Source organism: Photobacterium sp. CCB-ST2H9, assembly GCF_023151555.2.
Lineage (GTDB): Bacteria > Pseudomonadota > Gammaproteobacteria > Enterobacterales > Vibrionaceae > Photobacterium.
The window spans coordinates 3,033,557-3,054,226 of sequence record NZ_CP100425.1 but is presented as its reverse complement, the minus strand read 5'-3'; the positions used below and the strand labels follow the sequence as shown (position 1 = coordinate 3,054,226).

Below are 20,670 nucleotides of genomic sequence, written 5' to 3'. Positions count from 1 at the left end.
ACGCTAATGTATCTCAGTTATTTTACTTCATCCCGGACGAAGACATGTACACGGCATTTTTTGGCCTGACAGAAGCCCCGTTTTCTATCGTGCCCAGTGCACGGTTTCTCTATCTCAGTGACCGCCATCGTGAAGCGCTCAATCATCTGCTGGCCGGACTGGCCGACGGCGGCGGGTTTGGCCTGCTGACCGGCGAAGTCGGCACGGGTAAAACCACGGTCCTGCGCGCGCTGCTCTCAAAGCTGGGCGATGATACCCAGGTTGCCGTGGTACTCAATCCGGCCTTGTCGGCCCATGAATTGCTCGAAAGTATCTGTGATGAGCTGGGACTGCCCGCATCGCCGGAAGACAGCTACAAGATATTAACCGACCGCCTTTATGATCATCTTAAAGCCAACGACTCGGCCGGAAAGCATACACTGCTGCTGATTGATGAGGCGCAACACCTGCTGCCGGATGTGCTGGAGCAGTTGCGGTTGCTGACCAATCTCGAAACAGATCAGCGTAAGTTACTCAAGGTGGTGCTGGTGGGGCAGCCGGAACTGCAACAATTACTGCAGCAGCCGGGGCTGCGGCAGCTTGCCCAGCGGATTACCTCCCGCTATCACCTGTTGCCGCTGACCGAAACTGAGGTTGCTGCGTATGTCCGGTTCCGGCTGGATCAGGTTGGCTGTACCCATCCGGTATTTACCCCTCCGGCGCTGAAAGCCGTTGCGAAGGTCTGTCATGGGATCCCCCGCCAGATCAATCTGGTGTGCGATAAGGCCATGCAGATGGCCTGCCGGGACAGCCGGTATCAGATTACGCCGGAACACATCAAACAGGCCAGTGAACTGGCGCTGGGCTGGGCCGTGCCGCAGCCCGTCGCCGGCAGCAGAACAGGTAAGGTGAAACCGGGCTGGGTCATTGCCGGGATCCTCGCGCCTTCGCTGGTCGCTGCCGGTTACTTCGGCGGCGGGTGGCTGGCTCGGGAGCAATTGGGAATCACCCCGCAGGAGCCAGCAGTGGTTGCTGTGAAGCGCTCGTCTGAACCCGTCTCCGCCGAAGCAAAAGCGGCCGCTGCGCAGACAGCTCTGGAACAACGCTGGCAGCAGTTAGTGACACTTCAGCCGGACGAAAGAGAGGCAATGCAGACGCTTTACCGGCTCTGGGGGTATGAGGTGACACCGAATCAGGCCAACTGTCTCAGCAGTCAGCGGATCGGGCTGACCTGTCAGCAAAACAAAGGCGATCTGGCGCAACTGGGCCTGATTAACCGTCCTGCCGTTCTGCCTCTGACCGGGGAGAACGGTGAGACATTTTATGCTGTGCTGTACGCGCTGTGGCCGGGAGAAGCTGAGCTGATGCTGGGCGGTGAGCGGATTCGGGTCAGCCGGGAATGGTTACAGACGCATTGGCAGCAGGATTACACGCTGATGTGGCGGGCTCCGATGGGAGAAAGCAGCAGTATTCGTTACGGGCAGCAGGGCACACGCGTTGCCTGGCTGGATCAGCAGCTCAATCGCCTGCTGGGCGAGCCGGGAACGGCCAGCCGTCAGTTCGATCAGGGGGTGCTGGATAAGCTTCGTCGCTTCCAGCGCGCACAGGGACTGTATCCGGACGGGATTGCCGGGCCGATGACCCTGATGGTGCTGGATACCGCACTGGCCTTGCCTGGACCGACGCTCTATCAGCAATACCGGACTGATGCCGGACCGGATGACAGCACCTATGCGATGACTTTTCTGCCGATGCCCCGGCTGGTCACGGAATCTTTGCCGGATCTGACGTCAGCCGGATATACAGTGGCGACTGGTCCGTCTCCGGTGCCGTCGGAGCCGGTCGTCCACGAGGTTTCGCCGGAAGGTGATATTGCAGACCGTCAGCAAAACAGCTGGGATCTGGATAAACTGGATCTTTCCGGGCTGTCTCCTGAGCTGGCCAGTCGGCTGCATCAGGCGATTGAGGCCACGGATCAGGAAGACAAGCAACCATCGCTGATTGATGAACGGGCCGTTGCCAATCGCGCAGCTCAGCCGGAAGTCTCTGCAGCGCCGGATGAAGACGTCATGACCGTCGCCGATCTGCCGCGACAGGTCCAGAAACGTTTGCCGGCCATTGACCTGCAGACGCATATCTACTCTTCAAGTGCCAATAGCCGCTGGATCAAAGTGAATGGCCGTGAAGCCTATGAAGGGGATGAAATTGCCCCTGGTGTGACGCTGGAGCGGATTGAGTCCCGGAAGGTGGTACTGAACTTTGAGAATACACGATTTGAGATGGCAGCACTGTCGCAGTGGCCGGCAGGTTAAAACAGAAAACAACGCATCTCAGGCACATTATCGCAGACAGAAAAAAGGCAGCCGGGGCTGCCTTTTTTGATTCGGAGGAACAGTCGGGGATTACGCCCAGCCGTTATTGCGCTTTTTACGACGCGGGATCAGGTGCGGCAGGATCAGGCCGAACAGCAGACCACCACCGGCAACCATACCGCCGTAGGTAAACCACTTCATCAGCAGGTCATCTGCCTGAGTATCCAGTTTGGCGCGCAGTTCGCGGATTTCTGACTGAGAGGTAGACAGTTGTTCATTCAGCTTGGTATTGCGTTCTTCCAGCTCGGAGATTTGCGTACTGCGGCTTTCCAGTGAAGACTGAAGAGTTGCATTGCGTTCATCGCTGGATTTTCTGGCGTTCGCCAGCGCTTTTTTCACTTCGCTCAGCTCTTTTTCGAGCTTCGGTAAGCGCTCTTTCAAGCCAACCTGATTGGAAATGTAATCACTGCTGACCCAACCGGTACGGCCGCGATCATCAGTCACTTTGACAAACCCAGTTTCCCGGTTTGTTTCCAGCACGGTCACTTTCGTACCGGAGTTCACGCTGCCTAAAATTTTATATTGCGTGCTTGGTCCGCGATGCATGTAAGTAAACAAGTCATCGGAGATATAACGCACCTGCTGAGCGTGTACCTGCGCTGTCATCAGCACAGTGACAGCGGCAAAAACTAAGCGGATAAGTTGCTTCACACTGAGATCCTTGAAGGAGCTTGGTTAATCGATGGAGCACAGATACTAAGAATTTTGCGCCAATGGCGCAAGCGAAGAGGGAGGCATTGCCTCCCTCTTTTGACCTTGTGCTACTTTTTGGCAAAGTTTACCGAAGGTTGACTGAAATCAGCCAAAAGCCGCTTGCATTACGTAGAAGAAAATGACTGACAGCAGCGCACCCGCAGGCAGGGTGATGATCCAGGAGGCCACGATATTACGGACCACGCCCAGATTCAGTGCAGCAATACCACGGGCAAAGCCAACACCCAGGACTGCACCCACCAGTGTTTGGGTGGTTGAAATCGGCAGGCCGGTGCCCGATGCCAGGACAACCGTTGAAGCGGTTGCCAGCTGTGCAGCGAAACCACGGCTTGGCGTCAGTTCGGTAATCCCGGTACCTACGGTAGCCATAACTTTGTGGCCCAGGGTTGCCAGACCGACAACGATACCAAAACCACCCAGCGGCAGGATCCACCATGCAATGGCACTTTTCTCAGACAGCTGACCCATGTGCTCAACGGTTGAAACAACCGCAGACAGCGGGCCAATTGCGTTTGCTACGTCGTTTGAACCGTGCGCAAAGGCCATGGCACAGGCCGTCACGACCATCAGCAGGCTGAATACACGCTCTACACCCGCATAGCCATTGGTGCCGGAAGATTGTTCTGCATCCTGATAGTTACGGCGGATGTACAGGTAACCAAAGGCCATAACGACCAGAGAGACTGCAACAGACGCCAGCCAGGCTTCTGTGGTGCTCAGATGCAGACCCACGTGCTTCAGACCTTTCTTGATGGTCACTAGCGCGATCACCATCGCGGTAATGAACATATAGACAGGCACAAAACGCTTGGCGTTGATCAGCGGATTATCGGTATCAAAGATCAGACGCTGGGCACTGATGAAAATCACGTATGCGAAAATACCCGAGATCAGTGGGGTTACGATCCAGCTGCCGACGATGCCCTGGACTGAAGCCCAGTCAACGGCTTCAGTGCCGACTGATACACACGCAAAACCGATGATGGCACCGATGATGGAGTGAGTGGTCGAGACCGGCCAGCCCATGTAGGACGCCAACAGCAGCCATGAACCGGCTGCCAGCAGCGCTGACATCATCCCGTAAACCAGGATTTCAGGCTGGGCCGCATAGTGAGAGGTTTCAATCACCCCTTTCCGGATTGTGTCTGTGACTTCGCCGCCTGCCAGGTAGGCACCGGCAAACTCAAAGATCATCGCGATAAAAATCGCCTGTTTGACCGTCAGCGCTTTGGAACCAACCGAGGTTCCCATTGCGTTTGCGACGTCATTGGCACCAATACCAATCGCCATAAGAAAGCCAAAAAGGGCCGCCACCATGATAATCACGGTGCCATAATTAGCCAGGATTTCCATTGTAAAACCTTGTTTTTATTACCGTTGCTCGTTATGAGCGGGATAGCATAATTTCGAGACGAGATCCGACGCGTTGAGCCTGATCGGCAATGCCGCCGACCCATTCGAGGATCTTGTACATGAACATGACATCGACAGGATTGTACTGGTCTTCAACCTTGCGTAATTGCTGACGCAGGGTGACCTGCATACTGTCGGTATCGTCTTCGATGACATCAAGCTGGTTAATCATTTCAGCAACCAGCGTGACTTCACGGCCTTTGAAACCGGTTTCCAGTAGTTCATCCAGTTCATGGATGACGCGACTGGCCTGATTGGCGGCATCAAGGCAGCGTTGAACATAGGCGAGAAAGTTTGCGTAAAGGTTCTCAGGGATGTCTAGCTGACGTCCGTAGACGCGCCCTGCGATATCCTTGGCGAGGTTAGCGAGTTTATCCTGCTGAGTCAGCAGGTCCAGCATGTCAGTCCGGTCGACTGGCATGAAGAGGCCGCGCGGGAGCTTGAGACGGATTTCACGTTTCAGCACGTCCGCATCTTTTTCAAGCTGCGAGATTTGCTCACGGTACTGTCCGGCTTTTTCCCATTCCTTGGCGTGGCACGCTTCAAAAAACGGAACAAGCAATTCACAACATTCGTTGACACGCGTGATATGGCGTTGCAACGGTTTGATTGGGGATTTAGCAAAGAGCCCCATGATTGTATTTACTGGCATAGCCGATCAACCTAAAGATACCTGTGATAAAGGCGAAATCTTGAGCGATGAATCTGAGCCTGCTGAGGTTTGGACTCCCGTTCCGTAAGCGATCAGATGTCGCGTCGGTTAAGGCTGAAAGGAGGTGCTGCCGGATAAACCTGATTCACGGAATGAAGCGGAATAGTTGTCTCAGCTCTTTCTGAGCTGAACAAGCGCTTCACTGCGTTACTCATCATTTATTTAGCGCACTAAACTCCATGATTCGTGCCTTGATTAGCGCTTATTTCAGCACTGAACAGAACAAATAATCCAAAGGTCAACAGGCCCTGTGGCGCGCATGGTAACGTATAACGTAGTACAGGGAAACACATTTTGTGCTGCTATTTGGGGAGATTTCCTGCTTGCTCCCGGCAAGATTAGCAAATATCCTTGGCTGGCTACCGTTTATAGGGACAATTATGGAAACCGAGATAGAACTGAAGTTTTTCGTCTCAGCGGAATTTTCGAGTCATCTACTGCGAAAAATTGCCCAAGCCAAAATCTTGCAGCAAAGCAGTAAGCGACTGGGTAACATTTATTTCGATACCCCTGAGCAAATTCTTCGTCAGCATGACATCGGCCTGCGGGTTCGCCGGATTGATGATGTCTACATTCAGACCCTCAAGACAGCAGGACGTGTTGTTGCCGGACTGCACCAGCGGCCTGAGTATAATGCTGAACTGAACGGCCCGCAGCCGGACTTATCTTTACACCCTGCCGATGCCTGGCCGGCACATTTCGAGATTGCCGCCATTTCTGAACAGATCGCGCCTTTATTCTCGACCGACTTTGAGCGGCAGCAGTGGCTGGTCGCGATGCCGGACGGCAGCCAGATCGAGTTGGCTTTTGATCAGGGCGAAGTCCGCGCCGGTGATCGCAGTGAACCGATTTGTGAAGTCGAGCTGGAGCTGAAATCCGGCCAGACCGATGCATTGTTCACGCTGGCCCGTGAGCTGTGTGATGTCGGCGGAATCCGGCTGGGTAACCTGAGCAAAGCTGCCCGGGGTTACCGTCTGGCGGCAGATTATGCCGGCGATGCGGTGAAACCTTTGTCCTACGTCCCGCTTCACGCGGATGCCAGTGCTGAGCAGGCACTGATGATTTCGCTGGAGCATGCCTTAGAACAGTGGCATTACCACGAACAGATTTATGTTGAGCGCCAGGAACTGGCGGCACTGACTCAGATCAGTCAGGCGATTTCGCTGATCCGTCAGACTTTGGTGGTGTTCGGCAGTATGATCCCCCGTCGTGCCAGTGCGCAGTTGCGTCAGGAGCTGAGCTGGCTGGAAGGCGAGCTGGACTGGCTGGAAGAAGCCGGAGCGCTGGATCGCTGGCTGGCCGAGAAAGGCCATGCCCTGAAAAAGCTCAATGCCCGTAAAGCTTTGGTGAAACAGCTGAAAGAGCGGCAGGAAGAATTGCCTGAACCCGATGATGTCCTGCGTCTGCTGCACTCATCACGGTACTGTAATTTGCTTCTGAATCTCAGCAGCTGGCTGCTGAGCCGGGGCTGGCAGCCGTTTCTGGATGAAAAGGCCAGAGAGCGGCTGGCTGCATCTGCAAAAGCGTTTGCTGATTCAGCTTTGGCAAAAGCCTGGGAAGAGCTGGGCGACGCCTTTGGTGCCCAGCGGGCGCTCAGCCGGGCGGACTATCTCGATCAACAGCCCCGTCTGCTTCGGAATCTGGTTGGTGGACTGTGTTTTGCATCTTTATATGATGCGGAACGTCGCGATGTGTTCCGAAGCCCGTGGCTGGATGTGCTTCAGGGGATGGAAGATTTGCGTCAGCTTGAACCGATTCGGGTGCTGCAGCCTGAATTTGAGGAAGAAGAGGACCGCAAGCAAATTGATAAATGGCTGCACCGCAAGGAAGACTCCCTGCTGCATGCCATGGATCAGAGCCGGCAAATCGGGCTGGCACAGCAACCTTACTGGCCTTAATCTTTTTTCCTGTCCGACCCGGCTCAGTCCGGGTCCGGTGACGAACGCCTTGTCTTTTCATCCGACAGATTCGTGTCGGTGAGAGGGGAAGGCGTTTTTTGTTGCCTGCGTTCTGCCTGCCTTGTGGCTTCGGCAAGCCTGCTTTCTAGCGAACTGATGCGATCCAGTAAGACTTTCTGGTTATGTAACACTTTATCCCAGTGAACCTGATCATGCGGATGTCTGGGCGGTGCGTGCTTTCCCGGTTCTGAAACGAAAGAGCTGATCAGACCGGCGACCATACCAAATAAACCGACACCACAGGTAATAATGACGGTGGCCAGCAGTTTTCCCAGCGTGGTGACCGGATAGTGGTCGCCGTATCCCACGGTTGAAATCGTCACAAACACCCACCACAGGGCATCATCTGCACTGAGTATATTGGCGTTCGGATCTTTGCTTTCAATGATGAGGATCAAAGAGGAACCAACGGTAACCAGTACAGTGAGCAACAGAAAAATAGTTGCGAGGGTGGCTTCCCGGCGATAAGCCATGATGTGCTGCAGGATCTGCTGACCGGATCGAAGCAGCCGGAGGACCCTGAAAATCTGGATGACCCGCATAAAGCGTAACGGTTCAATGATGGGAATACTGGCAAGGAAATCGGGCCAGTGTTTTTTCAGATAGTCGCCTTTACTTTGGCTTCTCACCAGATCGGCGGTGAGCTGGAGCCAGAAAAACAGACAAATCAGGGTATCTATGGTGACAAACAGGGTATATATCCTGTCATTGCGCGGAATAAAAAACAGACTGGAGACCAGTGCAAGAGACACGAAAGACAAGATGAGCGCAACCAGGCTCATCGGATTCAGTTCATGTTTGACGCCATCGATCTTTTTCATCATTCAATTTTAGTTATTTATAGCAGGCATATTATGATATTCGGTACCGCTAGCAAGTTGAATTTACTGGTGTTGCCGAGTGAATTGCAAGTTTGTTTTGAGTAGATTCAGGCCTGTCTTCACTAAAATTAACACTGGCTCCTTGCAGCCAGGCAGGCATCAAGCGTTCGAGGATCGAACCGCTGGCTAAGACAAAGGAGATCCATCCAATATGGTTGAAATGGTTTTCAAGCCCTGGGAAAAGGGAATCAGCAACATCAGACTCGTCCCCAAACTGGTTTTACTCATGGTGTTCAGTACGGTTTTACTGATAGGGAAACAGTTGTGGGATGCCCGGACGTTTTATCAGTCGGTTGTCGACATTCAGAAAGAGCAGGCCAGAGAGCAGGCGCTGAATCAGGCTGCGATGCTGTCGGTTTTATTCGCTCAGGGGGATGCGGGACTGCAGCAGGCCGTGTCGGTCATTGAAGCGCAAAAGGGGCAGGACGGTGCTTATACCTATCTGGTGAATACCGCTAATGGTCAGGTGAACGGACATCCGGCCACAAAGCAGCTCAACGGTTTAACGGCGCAGACAGACAGTGGTCAGGCGCTGGGGGCGCAACTGGCGCGGCTGACTTCCGCACAGGCGCTGACACTCGGGGACGGCAAGCGTTTTGAATATGCCGTGCCGGTGGCCGGGACCCGCTGGCTGATCGTTGCGTCACAGTCCGGTGCAGAAGCCGACAGTTATTACAGTGCTTACATGGTGCAGATTGCCTGGCAGACCGCCGCAATGATTGTGGCTTTCATGGTGCTGTTGCTGGGGGCTGCCAGCCTCATGTTGCGCCAGACCGGTTATCTGGCCGAAGCAATCAAGCGTATGGCAAACCGGGACTTTTCTCAGCCGGTGGTGATGGATTGTCAGGATGAATACGGCGATCTGGCCCGTGAACTGGAACGGACACGGATTCAGCTCAGTGAGGTAATCCGGAATCAGCGCGCCGCTTCCACAGAGCTGACTGAACTGGCCGATATGATGTCTGTCAGCATGCAGGAAACCAAAGAATCAGCGCAGGAAGAATTCCACGAAATAGACCAACTGGCCTCGGCTATGAGCGAGATGACCTCTACGGTTCAGACCGTGGCAGAAAATGCCCGCGAAGCTTCAGGCGCAACGGAAGGTACTGCGGCTCAGGCCAATCAGGGACAGCAGTTTGTGGCGAAAACCATTACCACGATTGATCAGCTGTCGACCGATATCCGGGCATCCGCCGAGGCCGTCAGCCAGGTTGAAACCCGGGTGGAGCAAATTGGCACTGTGATTGTCACTATTCAGGGTATCTCCGAACAGACGAACCTGCTGGCACTGAATGCGGCGATTGAAGCTGCCCGTGCCGGTGATGCCGGACGCGGCTTTGCAGTCGTGGCCGATGAAGTCCGGAATCTGGCGCAGCGGACCCAGACAGCAACGGTGGAAATTCAGGAGATGATTGGTCAGCTGCAGGACAGCGCCAAACAAGCGGTCGGCCTGATGGAGCAAAGTGTGGTTGAGGCGGCCGAAGGGGTCGATCTGGTGACCAGTGCCGGCGGTGAACTCGATAAGATTGTCGAACAGGTTCAGCGGATCAATGACATGAATTTCCAGATTGCATCTGCGTCTGAACAGCAGAGTGCGGTCGCCGAGGAAATGAATCAGAACCTGAATAATGTCAGGGAGCTGGTTGAAGCTTCTGTCGTGGTGGTGACCGAACTGACGGAGACTGCGGATACGATGAAGGGGCACTCGGCTGATCTGGAACAAAAAATTCAGGCCTTTCGGATCTGATTGACCTAACCCCTCTGACCTGACTGACAGCGCCCGCCAATTTGGTGGGCGTTCTTTTGATGGGCCTCAATGCCCTGATCCGTTATCTTAGTCGGAAGATGTCAAATACTGCGACGTTGGGTGGACAGCCCTTACCACTTGCCAAGGAATGAATATGACACACGCACGCCTTCAACACGCCACTGAAAGGGCGATGGAAAAGCTACAGCAAGCGCACCCTGATCAACTGGCACAATGGCCATCAACATGGCAGGACGAACTGAATCAGGTATTGGGGCTGAGCGATTTCATACAGGCTACGTTGATTCAGGATCCCACGTTGTTGCCCTGGCTGGCGCAACAGCTGGAGCAGGCGGAGCGTGCCGACTGCTATCGTGAAGCGCTGCGGGAACTGTTGTCTGCTGTAACCGATGAGGCCGCTTTATTACGGGTGCTACGTGGTTTCCGGCGTCGCGAAATGGTCTGGATTGCCTGGCGGGATTTTACTCAGCGGGCAACGCTGGATCAGAGCTTGTCGCATCTTTCCCGACTGGCAGAAGCGCTGATTATGGAAGCTTATCACTGGCTCTATGCCCAGTGCTGTCAGGAATTCGGAACGCCATGCAGCGCGGACGGTGTCCCTCAGCCGATGCTGATCCTGGGGATGGGCAAACTGGGTGGCGGCGAGCTGAATTTTTCATCTGACATTGATCTGATTTTTACCTACCCGGAAAACGGTGAAACGCAGGGCGGACGACGCAGCCTGGCGAATGCCCAGTTCTTTACCCGTCTCGGTCAGCGGTTGATCAAGGCGCTGGATCAGCAGACGGTCGACGGATTCTGTTACCGGGTTGACATGCGTCTGCGCCCGTTCGGCGACAGCGGCCCTCTGGTCATGAGTTACGCTGCTCTTGAAGATTACTATCAGGAACAGGGACGTGACTGGGAACGTTACGCCATGATCAAAGCGAAGGTGATGGGTGACGAAAGCGCAGAACATTATCAGACGCTCCGCCAGATGCTGCGACCATTTGTGTTTCGTCGCTATATCGATTTCAGTGCGATTCAGTCGCTGCGGCGGATGAAGTCCATGATCAGTTCGGAAGTCCGCCGCCGCGGCCTGACCAACAATATCAAGCTGGGGCCCGGCGGGATCCGGGAAGTGGAGTTTATTGCGCAGTCATTTCAGCTGATCCGGGGAGGGCGGGAGCCTTCATTGCGGCAGCGCGGGCTGAGAGAAACCCTGGCGGCGGTGAATGCGCTGGCGTTGCTGCCGGAAACACAGGTAGAGCAACTGACACAGGGGTATGCTTTCCTTCGCCGTCTGGAAAATCTGCTGCAAGCCATTCACGACAAACAGACTCAAACGTTGCCGGACACGGAATTGGATCAGATCCGGCTGGCAACGGCGATGGGTTATGCCGACTGGGTGGCACTCTCGGCAGAGATACACCGGCACATGGCAGCCATTCACCGGGTGTTTGAGGATATTGTCGGCGCGGATGAGGAAGACAGTCATGATGCGGCGGCGCAGCCTTATCACGAGCTCTGGACTCTGATTGAAGATGAGGAAATGCTCGTTGCGGTACTCAGTGATGTCGCAGCACCAGACATTGAAGATCAGGTGGCAGTGCTGACCCGGTTGAAAGAGGAACTGTCGAAGCGGACGATCGGACCGCGTGGCCGTGAGGTACTGGCACGCCTGATGCCGGAAGTCTTCGCCCGTATCGTAACCCGGGACGATGCCGCGCTGGTGCTGTCGCGGATTAGCCAGTTGATAGTCCGGATCGCGACCCGGACCACGTATCTGGAACTGCTGAGTGAACATCCGGGCGCACTGGATCATCTGGTCCGTCTTTGTGCGGCCAGCTCAATGGTGGCTGAGCAGCTGGCTCAGTATCCGATTCTGCTCGATGAACTGCTGGATCCGCAGCACCTTTATCATCCGGTGCCGCTGGATCAGTATCAGGCTGAGCTGCAGGAATATCTGGCACGGATCCCGGAAGAAGATATGGAGCAGCAGATGGAAGCGATCCGCCAGTTCAAGCAGGCGCAGCTCTTGCGCATTGCTGCAGCGGATATCGCGGGGGTGCTGCCGCTGATGAAAGTGAGTGATCACCTGACTTATCTGGCTGAGGCGATCATCGGCGCTGTGGTGAAACAGGCCTGGCTGCAGATGGTGGCCAAATATGGTGAGCCGTCGCACCTGGCAGAGCGTCGCGGCACGGGATTTGGCGTGATTGGCTATGGCAAACTCGGCGGGATTGAGCTGGGGTACGGCTCTGATCTGGATCTGGTGTTCCTGCACGACTGTCCGGCGGATGTATATACCACAGGTGAGAAGGCCATTGATGGCCGCCAGTTCTATCTGCGTCTGACCCAGCGAATCGTCCATCTGTTTTCAACCCGGACAGCATCTGGTGTTCTGTATGAAGTTGATATCCGGCTGCGTCCATCCGGCGCTTCCGGGCTGCTGGTCAGTCCGCTGGATGCATTTGCAGAATATCAGGCTAACGAAGCCTGGACCTGGGAACATCAGGCACTGGTGCGTGCCCGGATGGTATACGGTGACGATGTGCTCAGACCGGGGTTTGATCAGGTGCGAGCCGGGATCCTCTCTCAGCCCAGGGATGCTGAGACGCTGCGTCAGGCTGTGGTGGAGATGCGTGAGAAAATGCGGCAGCATCTCGGCCGGAAAAAGGCGGGCCAGTTTGGCTTGAAACAAGACCCGGGCGGGATCACCGATATTGAGTTCATCACACAGTATCTGGTGCTGTGTCACTGTGCCCAGCAGCCTGCGCTGACCCGCTGGTCTGACAATATCCGTCTGTTTGAAACGATGGCAGCCAAAGGCGTGATGGCACCCGAACAGGCGCAGGCGCTGATTCAGGCGTACTGTACGCTGCGGGATGAAATTCATCGTCTGAACCTCTTGGGGCAGGATGCTTATGTGGACGAGGGAGAATTCGCGGCGGAACGCGATGTGGTCACCCATCTGTGGCAGCAAATTTTTGAGGTTTCATCGCAGGTGTAACCGAGTGTTAACCTGATCCCGGCGGTATTCCCCCGGTGTATGCCGCACAGGCTTTTATGATAGTATTTCGCAGTTTTTACCGTTCCGGAGAGAAGAATGAAACTGACACTGCCTGATTATGACCAAGCCAGTGTGCTGGTTGTGGGTGATGTGATGCTCGATCGCTACTGGACTGGCCCGACAGGACGGATTTCACCTGAAGCACCGGTTCCGGTTGTGAAAGTGGACCAGATTGAAGAACGTCCGGGCGGCGCGGCCAACGTGGCTATGAATATTGCAGCACTGGGCGGCAAGGCGCGTCTGGTCGGTCTGACCGGCATTGATGATGCTGCGCGTGCATTGAATGAAAAGCTGTCCTCGCTGAAAGTCCGTTGTGACTTTGTCTCCCTGCCGGATTACCCGACGATCACCAAATTGCGGGTGATGAGCCGTGGTCAGCAGTTGATCCGTCTCGATTTTGAAGAAGGTTTCCATGATGTGGATGCGGATCTGATCCTGCCGCGTCTGGAGCAGTCGCTGCCGAATGTTAAAGCGATGATTCTGTCTGATTATGCCAAGGGTGCGCTGGAGCATGTCCGTGCCATGATTGAGCTGGGTCGCCGCAGCGGCGTTCCTGTGCTGATCGATCCGAAAGGCACAGACTTTGAGCGTTACCGTGGTGCGACCATGCTGACGCCAAACCTGTCTGAGTTTGAAGCCGTTGCCGGAAAGGCAAGCACAGATGAAGCGCTGGTGGAAAAAGGTTTTGCCCTGATCGACCAGTACGAACTTGAAGCACTGCTGGTGACACGCAGCGAGCATGGAATGACCTTACTGCAAAAAGGTCAGGAACCGCTGCACATGCCGACGCAGGCAAAAGAAGTTTATGATGTGACCGGTGCCGGTGATACCGTGATTTCGGTCCTGGCTGCCTCGCTGGCGGCGGGCAAATCCCTGTCGGATGCCTGTAAGCTGGCCAATGCCGCGGCAGGTGTTGTGGTGGGTAAACTGGGAACCTCCACACTGTCGACAATTGAACTGACCAATGCAATTCACGGCAGTCAGGACAGTGGCTTTGGTGTGATGACCGAGAGTCAGCTGAAGCTGGCGATGAATGCAGCGAAGGCACGGGGTGAGAAAGTGGTCATGACGAATGGCTGCTTCGATATCCTGCATGCCGGTCATGTTGCTTATCTGAACGAAGCGGCCAAGCTGGGAGATCGTCTGATTGTCGCGGTGAATGCTGACAGTTCTGTCCGTGCGCTGAAAGGTCCGGGACGTCCGGTGAATCCGGAAGATCGCCGGATGGCCGTGCTGGCGGGTCTGGCTGCGGTGGACTGGGTGGTACCTTTTACCGAGGAAACGCCACAGCGTCTGATCAGCGAAATCTTGCCGGACCTGCTGGTGAAAGGTGGTGATTACAAACCTGAGCAGATTGCCGGTGGCCGCGAAGTGATTGCGAATGGTGGCGAAGTCCGTGTACTCAATTTCGAGGACGGTTGCTCAACCACGGAAATCATTGAAGCGATCCGCGGCGGTAAAGGTTAACTGCCGCCAACGCATTGTGCACACAATAAAAAAAGCGCCCTCAAGGCGCTTTTTTGTATCGGATATCGGAGTTCCGAATTATTTCTTCTTGGCCGGGATCAGACCCTGATTGACATCCAGAATGTCCTGTTCATTCAGAGAACCGACAGCCTGCTTCAGTTGCAGCTGGCTCAGGATGTAATCATAACGGGCATTGGACAACTGCCGGTTGGCATCGTACAGACGGCGGGTTGCATCCAGTACGTCAACGATCGTCCGTGTACCCACGTCAAAACCGGCTTCAGTCGCTTCCAGGGCTGAACGGGCTGAAACGACAGACTGTTCGTAGGCCTTCAGGGCACCAATAGAAGCATTGATGTTGTTATAGGAAGCGCGGACATTTTTCACCACACCACGATAGGTTTCTTCCAGCGTTTCGCTGATTGAAACATAGGAGTACTGAGCCTGTTTCACTTCAGATGTAACCCGGCCGCCGGTGTAAACCGGCAGTTTCAGGTTAATACCGGCACTCAGGATGCCCTGATCAATGTTGCCGCCCTGCTGCATCTCGTCGTAGCTGTAACCCGCATCAAAGCTCAGGGTTGGCAGATGTCCTGATTCTGCCAGTGCAATCTGATCGCGGGCAACATCTTGCGCGATACGGGCATTGAGCAGGTTCAGGTTCTGACTTTCTGCATTGGTCAGCAGAGTTGTAACTGCGTTATTCGGGCGGCTGGCCGAGAAACGCTGGGTATCCAGCACCAGCAGATCTTTATGCGCCTGACCGGTAATTTCACGCAGGTCTTCATAACTGTTGGTCAGCGCGTTTTCTTTCAGGATTTCATCAGCCAGGACGCTGTCATACTGAGCCTGTGCATCATGCACGTCTGTAATCGCGGAAAGTCCGACTTCAAAACGCTGCTTAGTCTGCTCCAGCTGGCGGCCGACTGCGGCCTTTTCGGCACGGACGAATTCCAGATCGTCCATGGCTCTCAGTACAGAGAAATAAGCGGTGGATACACGCAGAATCAGGCTTTGCTTGGTTGCAGCATAGCTGGCATCCGTCTGACGGGCCTGCTTTTCGCTGATGTCCAGGTTGACCCAGCTTGCACGGTTATACAGGGACTGAGTTAGACTCAGGCCGCCTTTGAATCCTTCATCTTTGGAATCCAGACGGGTTGCCTGTAAACCGGCAGTCAGATTGATTTCTGGCAACAGTGCACTGCGGGATGAATTAATCGCTTCGAAAGCGGTATCTTTATCAGCCGCGGCCCGGAGCAGCTGAGGGTCGTTCTGTTTGGCCTGTTCGTAGATATCGGCAAGATCGTCAGCCATCGCAAAAGGGCTGAGTCCACCCAGTGCTAGGCCGAGATATAGCGGAAGCAATTTTTTCATGAATGCTTTTCCTGAAGTCCTGACAAATAATGTGCAACGTTCAGTTTACCTGATGATACCTTGCTTGAAACTGATCAATTGTGATTTTTTTGCGCAATTCTAACCATAGAACACGCTTTTACTTGATTGTAATTGCAATCTTTTTGACGTGATGTCGCAATGATAGCGAAAAAATTTATGATGGTTCAGCAAGTTTTCACAAGTGTGACACGGTTGTTCATACAGCTTACCATCGTCTCATACTGAATCATGGCTCAATTTCGCGTCAGGTTAAAAAAATCTGCAACATTTATCAAAAAAGTTGAGTTTACCCATTGCCTCATCACTGGGATGAATGAAAAAATGGCGTTTTGGCCGAATGTGAGCCTTTCTGGCGACTAAGCGGTGAAGACGTTGCGCTGAAGGAGAATACAAATGCCGGAGCAATTGACCGATGGTCCCGGAACGCTGGGCCTGACCGATGTGGAAATCACGGAGGAAGAAGTGCGTTATCAGGGCTTTTTCCGGTTAAAGGCTTTTCATTTTCGCCATCGCCTCTTTGCCGGGGGCTGGAGCCAGCCTCTGGCCCGGGAAATGCTGGACCGGGGCCATGCCGCAGCTTTGTTACCCTATGATCCGGTCCGGGATCAGGTGGTTCTAATTGAACAGTTCCGGATTGGGGCACTGGCCGGGGACTGTCAGCCCTGGCAGATGGAAATTGTTGCGGGCATGATCGAGCCGGGTGAGAGCGCAGAAGCCGTAGTCAGCCGCGAAGCCGTTGAGGAAGCCGGGCTGGATGTCGGCCAGATGACCTATATCACCCGCTATTTGTCCAGCTCTGGGGGCTGTTCGGAAACCCTGAGTGTGTATGCCGGTTGTGTCGACAGTCGTCTTGCACAGGGGATTCACGGGCTGGAAGATGAAGGTGAGGATATCCGCGTTCATGTGGTCAGCCGCCAGCAGGCTTATGACTGGGTGACGTCTGGTAAAATAGAAAATGCAGCCAGCATCATTGCGCTACAATGGTTGCAGCTACACTATCAGCAGTTACAGGCCGAATGGGCGAAGGAAGGGAAGTGAGTCACAAAAGGTACACCGTCGATCTTGCAGGCATCATGCGGTTATATGAAACCAATTATGCGAAGCTGCTTCCATTGCTGCCAAAAAGTGAGGCAGTGGGGGAGGAGTGCGCCTATCAGGTTGGCAGCCATGATTATAAGCTGCGTATTCTGGAGTCAACTCGCTACACGACATTGATCCAGCTGAAAATGGAAACCGACAGTGGTTTGCCGGATTACCTGATCCCGACCTTTACCGTCCGTTTATACCATGACGCCAGGGTGGCAGAAGTGTGTTCCATTCAGCAGATTTCGCGTTTGAAGCCAAGGTATGATTACCCCAATTTGCGGATGCACCAGAAAGATGAGAAACATCAGGTCAATCGCTTCTTGGGAGATTGGCTGGCTTACTGCCTCAGGAATGGCCTGAGTAAGCAATCGGTTTATTAACGACTTTATTCAACAAGGTTTTGACGTTTTGCAGACCTATTCTCTGCCGCAGAAAAATTCAGATAGTGTACTGTTGCTGCAACTGACCGATACCCATCTATTTGCGGATGAGACCGGGAGTCTGCTGGGTGTCGCAACGAAAGACAGTTTTCATGCCGTGCTTGATGAAGTGGCGGCACAGTCACGTCCGTTTGATGCCATTATCGCCACCGGCGATATCTCTCAGGATCACACCCCGGAATCATATCAGCGCTTTGCCGACGGGATCGGCCGCTGGGAACAGCCATGCTTCTGGTTACCCGGGAATCATGATTATCAGCCAAGTATGAAGAGTGTGCTGCCTTCCCCGCAGATCAAAGCCTGTGATCAGGTGCTGGCGGGTGAGCACTGGCAGGTCATTTTGCTCGACAGCCAGGTTGTTGGTGTGCCGCACGGTGAACTGAGCGAGGCGCAGCTGGCGATGCTGGCGCAGGCGCTGACCGCCGAGCCGGACCGTCACGCACTGGTTCTGTTGCATCACCATCCGCTGCCGGCGGGCAGCCGCTGGCTGGATCAGCATCAGCTGAAAAACAATGCGGCGTTCTGGCAGGTGATTTCGCGTTTTCCGCAAGTGAAAGCCGTGTTGTGCGGCCATATTCATCAGGAGCTGGATGTGCTGCATCAGGGCGTCCGCGTGCTGGCAACGCCGTCGACCTGTATTCAGTTTATGCCTGATTCCCATGATTTTGCACTGGACCAGTCGAATCCGGGCTGGCGCTGGCTGGCATTGATGCCAACTGGTGAAATTGACACCCGGATCGAGCGGGTACGCAAGCGTTCTTTCTCACCCCAGTTTGATGCGGCGGGTTACTGATGGACGCACTGCTGCTTTATCTTCACGGTTTCAACAGCTCTCCCCAATCAATGAAAGCTCAGCAGATGGCGGATTACTGCCGGACTGAGCGCCCGGACATCCGGGTCGAGATCCCACAACTGCCCTGCTATCCAAGCCAGGCAGCGCAGTTTATTGATACATTAGTGACTCATCTGAAGCCGACATACCGGATTGGGTTGGTCGGCAGTTCTCTGGGCGGCTATCTGGCGACCTGGCTGAGCCAGCGACACGGATTACCTGCGGTGCTGGTGAATCCCGCCGTGAAGCCTTTTGAACTGTTGATGGATTACCTGGGTGAGCAGATGAACCCCTATACTGACGAAGTGTATTCCCTGGCGCCGCATCATATGGATGAGCTGAAAGCGCTGGAGATCGGGCAACTGAGTCATCCCGAACTGTTGTGGTTGCTGCAGCAGGAAGGGGATGAAGTGCTTGATTACCGCCAGGCGGTGGAAAAATACGCAGCCTGTCGTCAGACGGTAGAACCGGAAGGGGATCACAGTTTCATCGGATTTAATCGCTATCCCGCCGATATCGTCCGCTTTTTAGGTTTATAACTGTTTCGCAGCGTGCTCTGGGGCACGCATGATTTATCAGGTCTCAGCCAGCCTCAGCTTGACATCAAGGCTGAGGTTACTGACTATTGTGGCAACATTTTCTCGTAACTTTCCGAATCTATGACAGACCAAAGCTATAACGCCGGAGCCATTGAGGTTCTGAACGGCCTGGAGCCGGTTCGCCGCCGCCCCGGCATGTACACCGACACGGCACGGCCGAACCATCTGGGCCAGGAAGTAATCGACAACAGTGTCGACGAGGCACTGGCTGGCCATGCCAGGAAAGTCGAAGTGATCCTGCATGAGGATCAGTCGCTCGAAGTAATCGATGACGGCCGGGGGATGCCGGTGGATATTCACCCGGAAGAAGGGGTATCCGGGGTCGAACTGATCCTGTGTAAACTCCATGCCGGGGGAAAATTCTCCAATAAAAACTACCAGTTCTCCGGGGGCTTGCACGGGGTAGGTATCTCCGTGGTGAATGCCCTGTCCACACGGGTGGAAGTCACGGTCAAGCGCGACGGTCAGGTCTATCAGATCGCGTTTGAGAACGGTGACAAAGTCAGTGAACTGGAAGTGATTGATACCTGTGGCCGTCGGGCCAAAGGTACCCGGGTTCATTTCTGGCCGGATGCCAAATACTTCGACAGCCCGAAATTCTCGGTCAGCCGCCTGAAGAGCGTGCTGAAAGCCAAGGCCGTGCTGTGTCCCGGTCTTGAAATCGTCTTTACCGACAAGATTGCCAACGAAACACTGCGCTGGTGCTATGAAGACGGCCTGAACGATTATCTGTTTGAAGCCGTCAAAGAATACCCGTTAGTGCCGGAAGCGCCGTTTACCGGTGTGTTCTCCGGTCAGAATGAAGCGGCAGACTGGGCGGTGGTCTGGCTGCCGGAAGGCGGCGAGCTGCTTACCGAAAGCTACGTCAATCTGATCCCGACGGCTCAGGGCGGCACCCATGTGAACGGGCTGCGTCAGGGCCTGCTGGATGCGATGCGTGAATTCTGTGAATTCCGGAATCTGCTGCCGCGCGGCGTGAAGCTGACGGCAGAAGATATCTGGGACCGCTGTGCTTATGTGCTCTCAGTGAAGATGCAGGATCCGCAGTTTGCCGGTCAGACCAAAGAGCGCCTCTCGTCTCGCCAGTGTGCTGCATTTGTTTCCGGAGTGGTGAAAGATGCCTTCAGTCTGTGGCTGAATGAGCGCCCGCAAATTGCGGAACAACTGGCTGAAATCTGTATCGCCAACGCCCATCGCCGGATGCGTGCGAGTAAAAAGGTGGTCCGGAAGAAAGTCACCAGTGGTCCGGCGCTGCCGGGTAAACTGGCTGACTGTTCGCAGCAGGATCTCAGCAGAACCGAACTTTTCCTGGTGGAGGGGGACTCGGCCGGCGGTTCCGCCAAACAGGCCCGTGACCGTGAATATCAGGCCATCATGCCGTTGCGCGGTAAAATCCTGAATACCTGGGAGGTTTCTGCTGATCAGGTACTGGCCTCGCAGGAAGTGCACGATATTTCCGTCGCGCTGGGTATCGACCCGGACAGCGATGATCTGAGTGGCCTGCGCTACGGTAAAATCTGCGTACTGGCGGATGCTGACTCGGATGGTCTGCACATCGCAACCCTGCTGTGTGCGCTGTTTATGAAGCACTTTGAAGCCTTGGTGCGCGCCGGTCACGTTTATATTGCGATGCCGCCGCTGTACCGGCTCGATCTGGGCAAAGAGGTTTACTACGCGCTGGATGAAGCTGAAAAAGAAGGCATTCTTGATCGCTTAAGCGGCAAGCGCGGAAAGGTCAACGTCCAGCGCTTTAAAGGTCTGGGTGAGATGAACCCGATGCAGCTGCGTGAAACCACGATGGACCCGAATACCCGTCGTCTGGTGCAACTGACGATTGATGACGACGAGCAGACCAACCAGATGATGGATATGCTGCTGTGTAAAAAGCGTTCTGAAGACCGCCGCAGTTGGTTGCAGACCAAAGGTGATCTGGCCGAAGTCGACGTGTAAGCCGACGACCCCATGACTGATTTCCTCCTGCCGGGCAGACCGGCAGGAATGA

Annotated in this window: 15 protein-coding genes; 10 read left to right on the top strand and 5 right to left on the bottom strand. The window is 54.6% G+C overall.

Annotation, left to right across the window (positions count from 1 at the left end; genetic code table 11):
* Window positions 1-44 precede the first annotated feature (44 nt).
* A complete protein-coding gene (locus tag L4174_RS13970) occupies window positions 45-2,291 on the top strand; it encodes an AAA family ATPase (protein WP_248141489.1) in 2,247 nt (748 codons plus the stop codon).
* Window positions 2,292-2,381: 90 nt separating this feature from the next.
* Here L4174_RS13970 and L4174_RS13965 read toward each other — a convergent pair whose 3' ends face one another.
* From L4174_RS13965 to L4174_RS13955, 3 genes are all read right to left on the bottom strand, one after another.
* Window positions 2,382-3,002 carry a TIGR04211 family SH3 domain-containing protein gene (locus L4174_RS13965; RefSeq protein WP_371929351.1) on the bottom strand — a complete coding sequence of 207 codons (621 nt, stop codon included), beginning with the start codon at window positions 3,000-3,002 and terminating at the stop codon, window positions 2,382-2,384.
* 147 nt (window positions 3,003-3,149) lie between these two features.
* Window positions 3,150-4,418 (bottom strand): inorganic phosphate transporter, encoded by a 1,269-nt coding sequence (locus L4174_RS13960; RefSeq protein ID WP_248141488.1) that lies wholly within the window; start codon window positions 4,416-4,418, stop codon window positions 3,150-3,152.
* Between the two features lie 31 nt (window positions 4,419-4,449).
* Window positions 4,450-5,130 (bottom strand): TIGR00153 family protein, encoded by a 681-nt coding sequence (locus tag L4174_RS13955; RefSeq protein ID WP_248141487.1) that lies wholly within the window; start codon window positions 5,128-5,130, stop codon window positions 4,450-4,452.
* A 440-nt stretch (window positions 5,131-5,570) separates the two neighbouring features.
* On the opposite strand from L4174_RS13955, the gene L4174_RS13950 reads away from it, so the two are divergent.
* The gene (locus L4174_RS13950) at window positions 5,571-7,088 is read left to right on the top strand and encodes an inorganic triphosphatase (RefSeq protein ID WP_248141486.1); all 1,518 of its coding nucleotides are present in this window, start codon (window positions 5,571-5,573) and stop codon (window positions 7,086-7,088) included.
* A gap of 23 nt (window positions 7,089-7,111) precedes the next feature.
* Here the strand turns inward: L4174_RS13950 and L4174_RS13945 are convergent, their stop codons facing one another.
* Complete coding sequence (locus L4174_RS13945) at window positions 7,112-7,969, bottom strand: potassium channel family protein (protein WP_248141723.1); 858 nt, start codon at window positions 7,967-7,969, stop codon at window positions 7,112-7,114.
* Between the two features lie 211 nt (window positions 7,970-8,180).
* Between L4174_RS13945 and L4174_RS13940 the strand changes: the two genes are divergently transcribed.
* The 3 genes from L4174_RS13940 (at window position 8,181) to hldE (ending at window position 14,316) form a co-directional block, all read left to right on the top strand.
* Window positions 8,181-9,776, top strand: coding sequence for a methyl-accepting chemotaxis protein (locus L4174_RS13940; RefSeq protein ID WP_248141485.1), 1,596 nt, complete (start codon window positions 8,181-8,183; stop codon window positions 9,774-9,776).
* 154 nt (window positions 9,777-9,930) lie between these two features.
* Window positions 9,931-12,789 (top strand): bifunctional [glutamate--ammonia ligase]-adenylyl-L-tyrosine phosphorylase/[glutamate--ammonia-ligase] adenylyltransferase, encoded by a 2,859-nt coding sequence (glnE, locus tag L4174_RS13935; RefSeq protein WP_248141484.1) that lies wholly within the window; start codon window positions 9,931-9,933, stop codon window positions 12,787-12,789.
* A 96-nt stretch (window positions 12,790-12,885) separates the two neighbouring features.
* Complete coding sequence (hldE, locus tag L4174_RS13930; protein WP_248141483.1) at window positions 12,886-14,316, top strand: bifunctional D-glycero-beta-D-manno-heptose-7-phosphate kinase/D-glycero-beta-D-manno-heptose 1-phosphate adenylyltransferase HldE; 1,431 nt, start codon at window positions 12,886-12,888, stop codon at window positions 14,314-14,316.
* A 78-nt stretch (window positions 14,317-14,394) separates the two neighbouring features.
* Here hldE and tolC read toward each other — a convergent pair whose 3' ends face one another.
* Complete coding sequence (gene tolC / locus L4174_RS13925; RefSeq protein ID WP_248141482.1) at window positions 14,395-15,690, bottom strand: outer membrane channel protein TolC; 1,296 nt, start codon at window positions 15,688-15,690, stop codon at window positions 14,395-14,397.
* A gap of 414 nt (window positions 15,691-16,104) precedes the next feature.
* On the opposite strand from tolC, the gene nudF reads away from it, so the two are divergent.
* The 5 genes from nudF to parE all read left to right on the top strand — a co-directional run bounded on the left by nudF (window position 16,105) and on the right by parE (window position 20,618).
* Window positions 16,105-16,749: an ADP-ribose diphosphatase gene (gene nudF, locus L4174_RS13920; protein WP_248141481.1), complete on the top strand. Its 645-nt coding sequence runs from the start codon at window positions 16,105-16,107 to the stop codon at window positions 16,747-16,749.
* Window positions 16,728-17,177, top strand: a complete 450-nt coding sequence (locus L4174_RS13915; RefSeq protein WP_330960447.1) for a DUF1249 family protein — start codon at window positions 16,728-16,730, stop codon at window positions 17,175-17,177. The genes nudF and L4174_RS13915 overlap by 22 nt, the downstream gene beginning before the upstream one ends.
* Before the next feature lie 28 nt (window positions 17,178-17,205).
* Window positions 17,206-18,030 carry a 3',5'-cyclic-AMP phosphodiesterase gene (cpdA, locus tag L4174_RS13910; RefSeq protein ID WP_248141480.1) on the top strand — a complete coding sequence of 275 codons (825 nt, stop codon included), beginning with the start codon at window positions 17,206-17,208 and terminating at the stop codon, window positions 18,028-18,030.
* Entirely contained in the window at window positions 18,030-18,608 is a 579-nt protein-coding gene (yqiA, locus tag L4174_RS13905; protein WP_248141479.1) for an esterase YqiA, read from the top strand. The genes cpdA and yqiA overlap by 1 nt, the downstream gene beginning before the upstream one ends.
* A gap of 120 nt (window positions 18,609-18,728) precedes the next feature.
* Window positions 18,729-20,618: a DNA topoisomerase IV subunit B gene (gene parE, locus L4174_RS13900; RefSeq protein ID WP_248141478.1), complete on the top strand. Its 1,890-nt coding sequence runs from the start codon at window positions 18,729-18,731 to the stop codon at window positions 20,616-20,618.
* The last annotated feature ends 52 nt before the right edge of the window (window positions 20,619-20,670 follow it).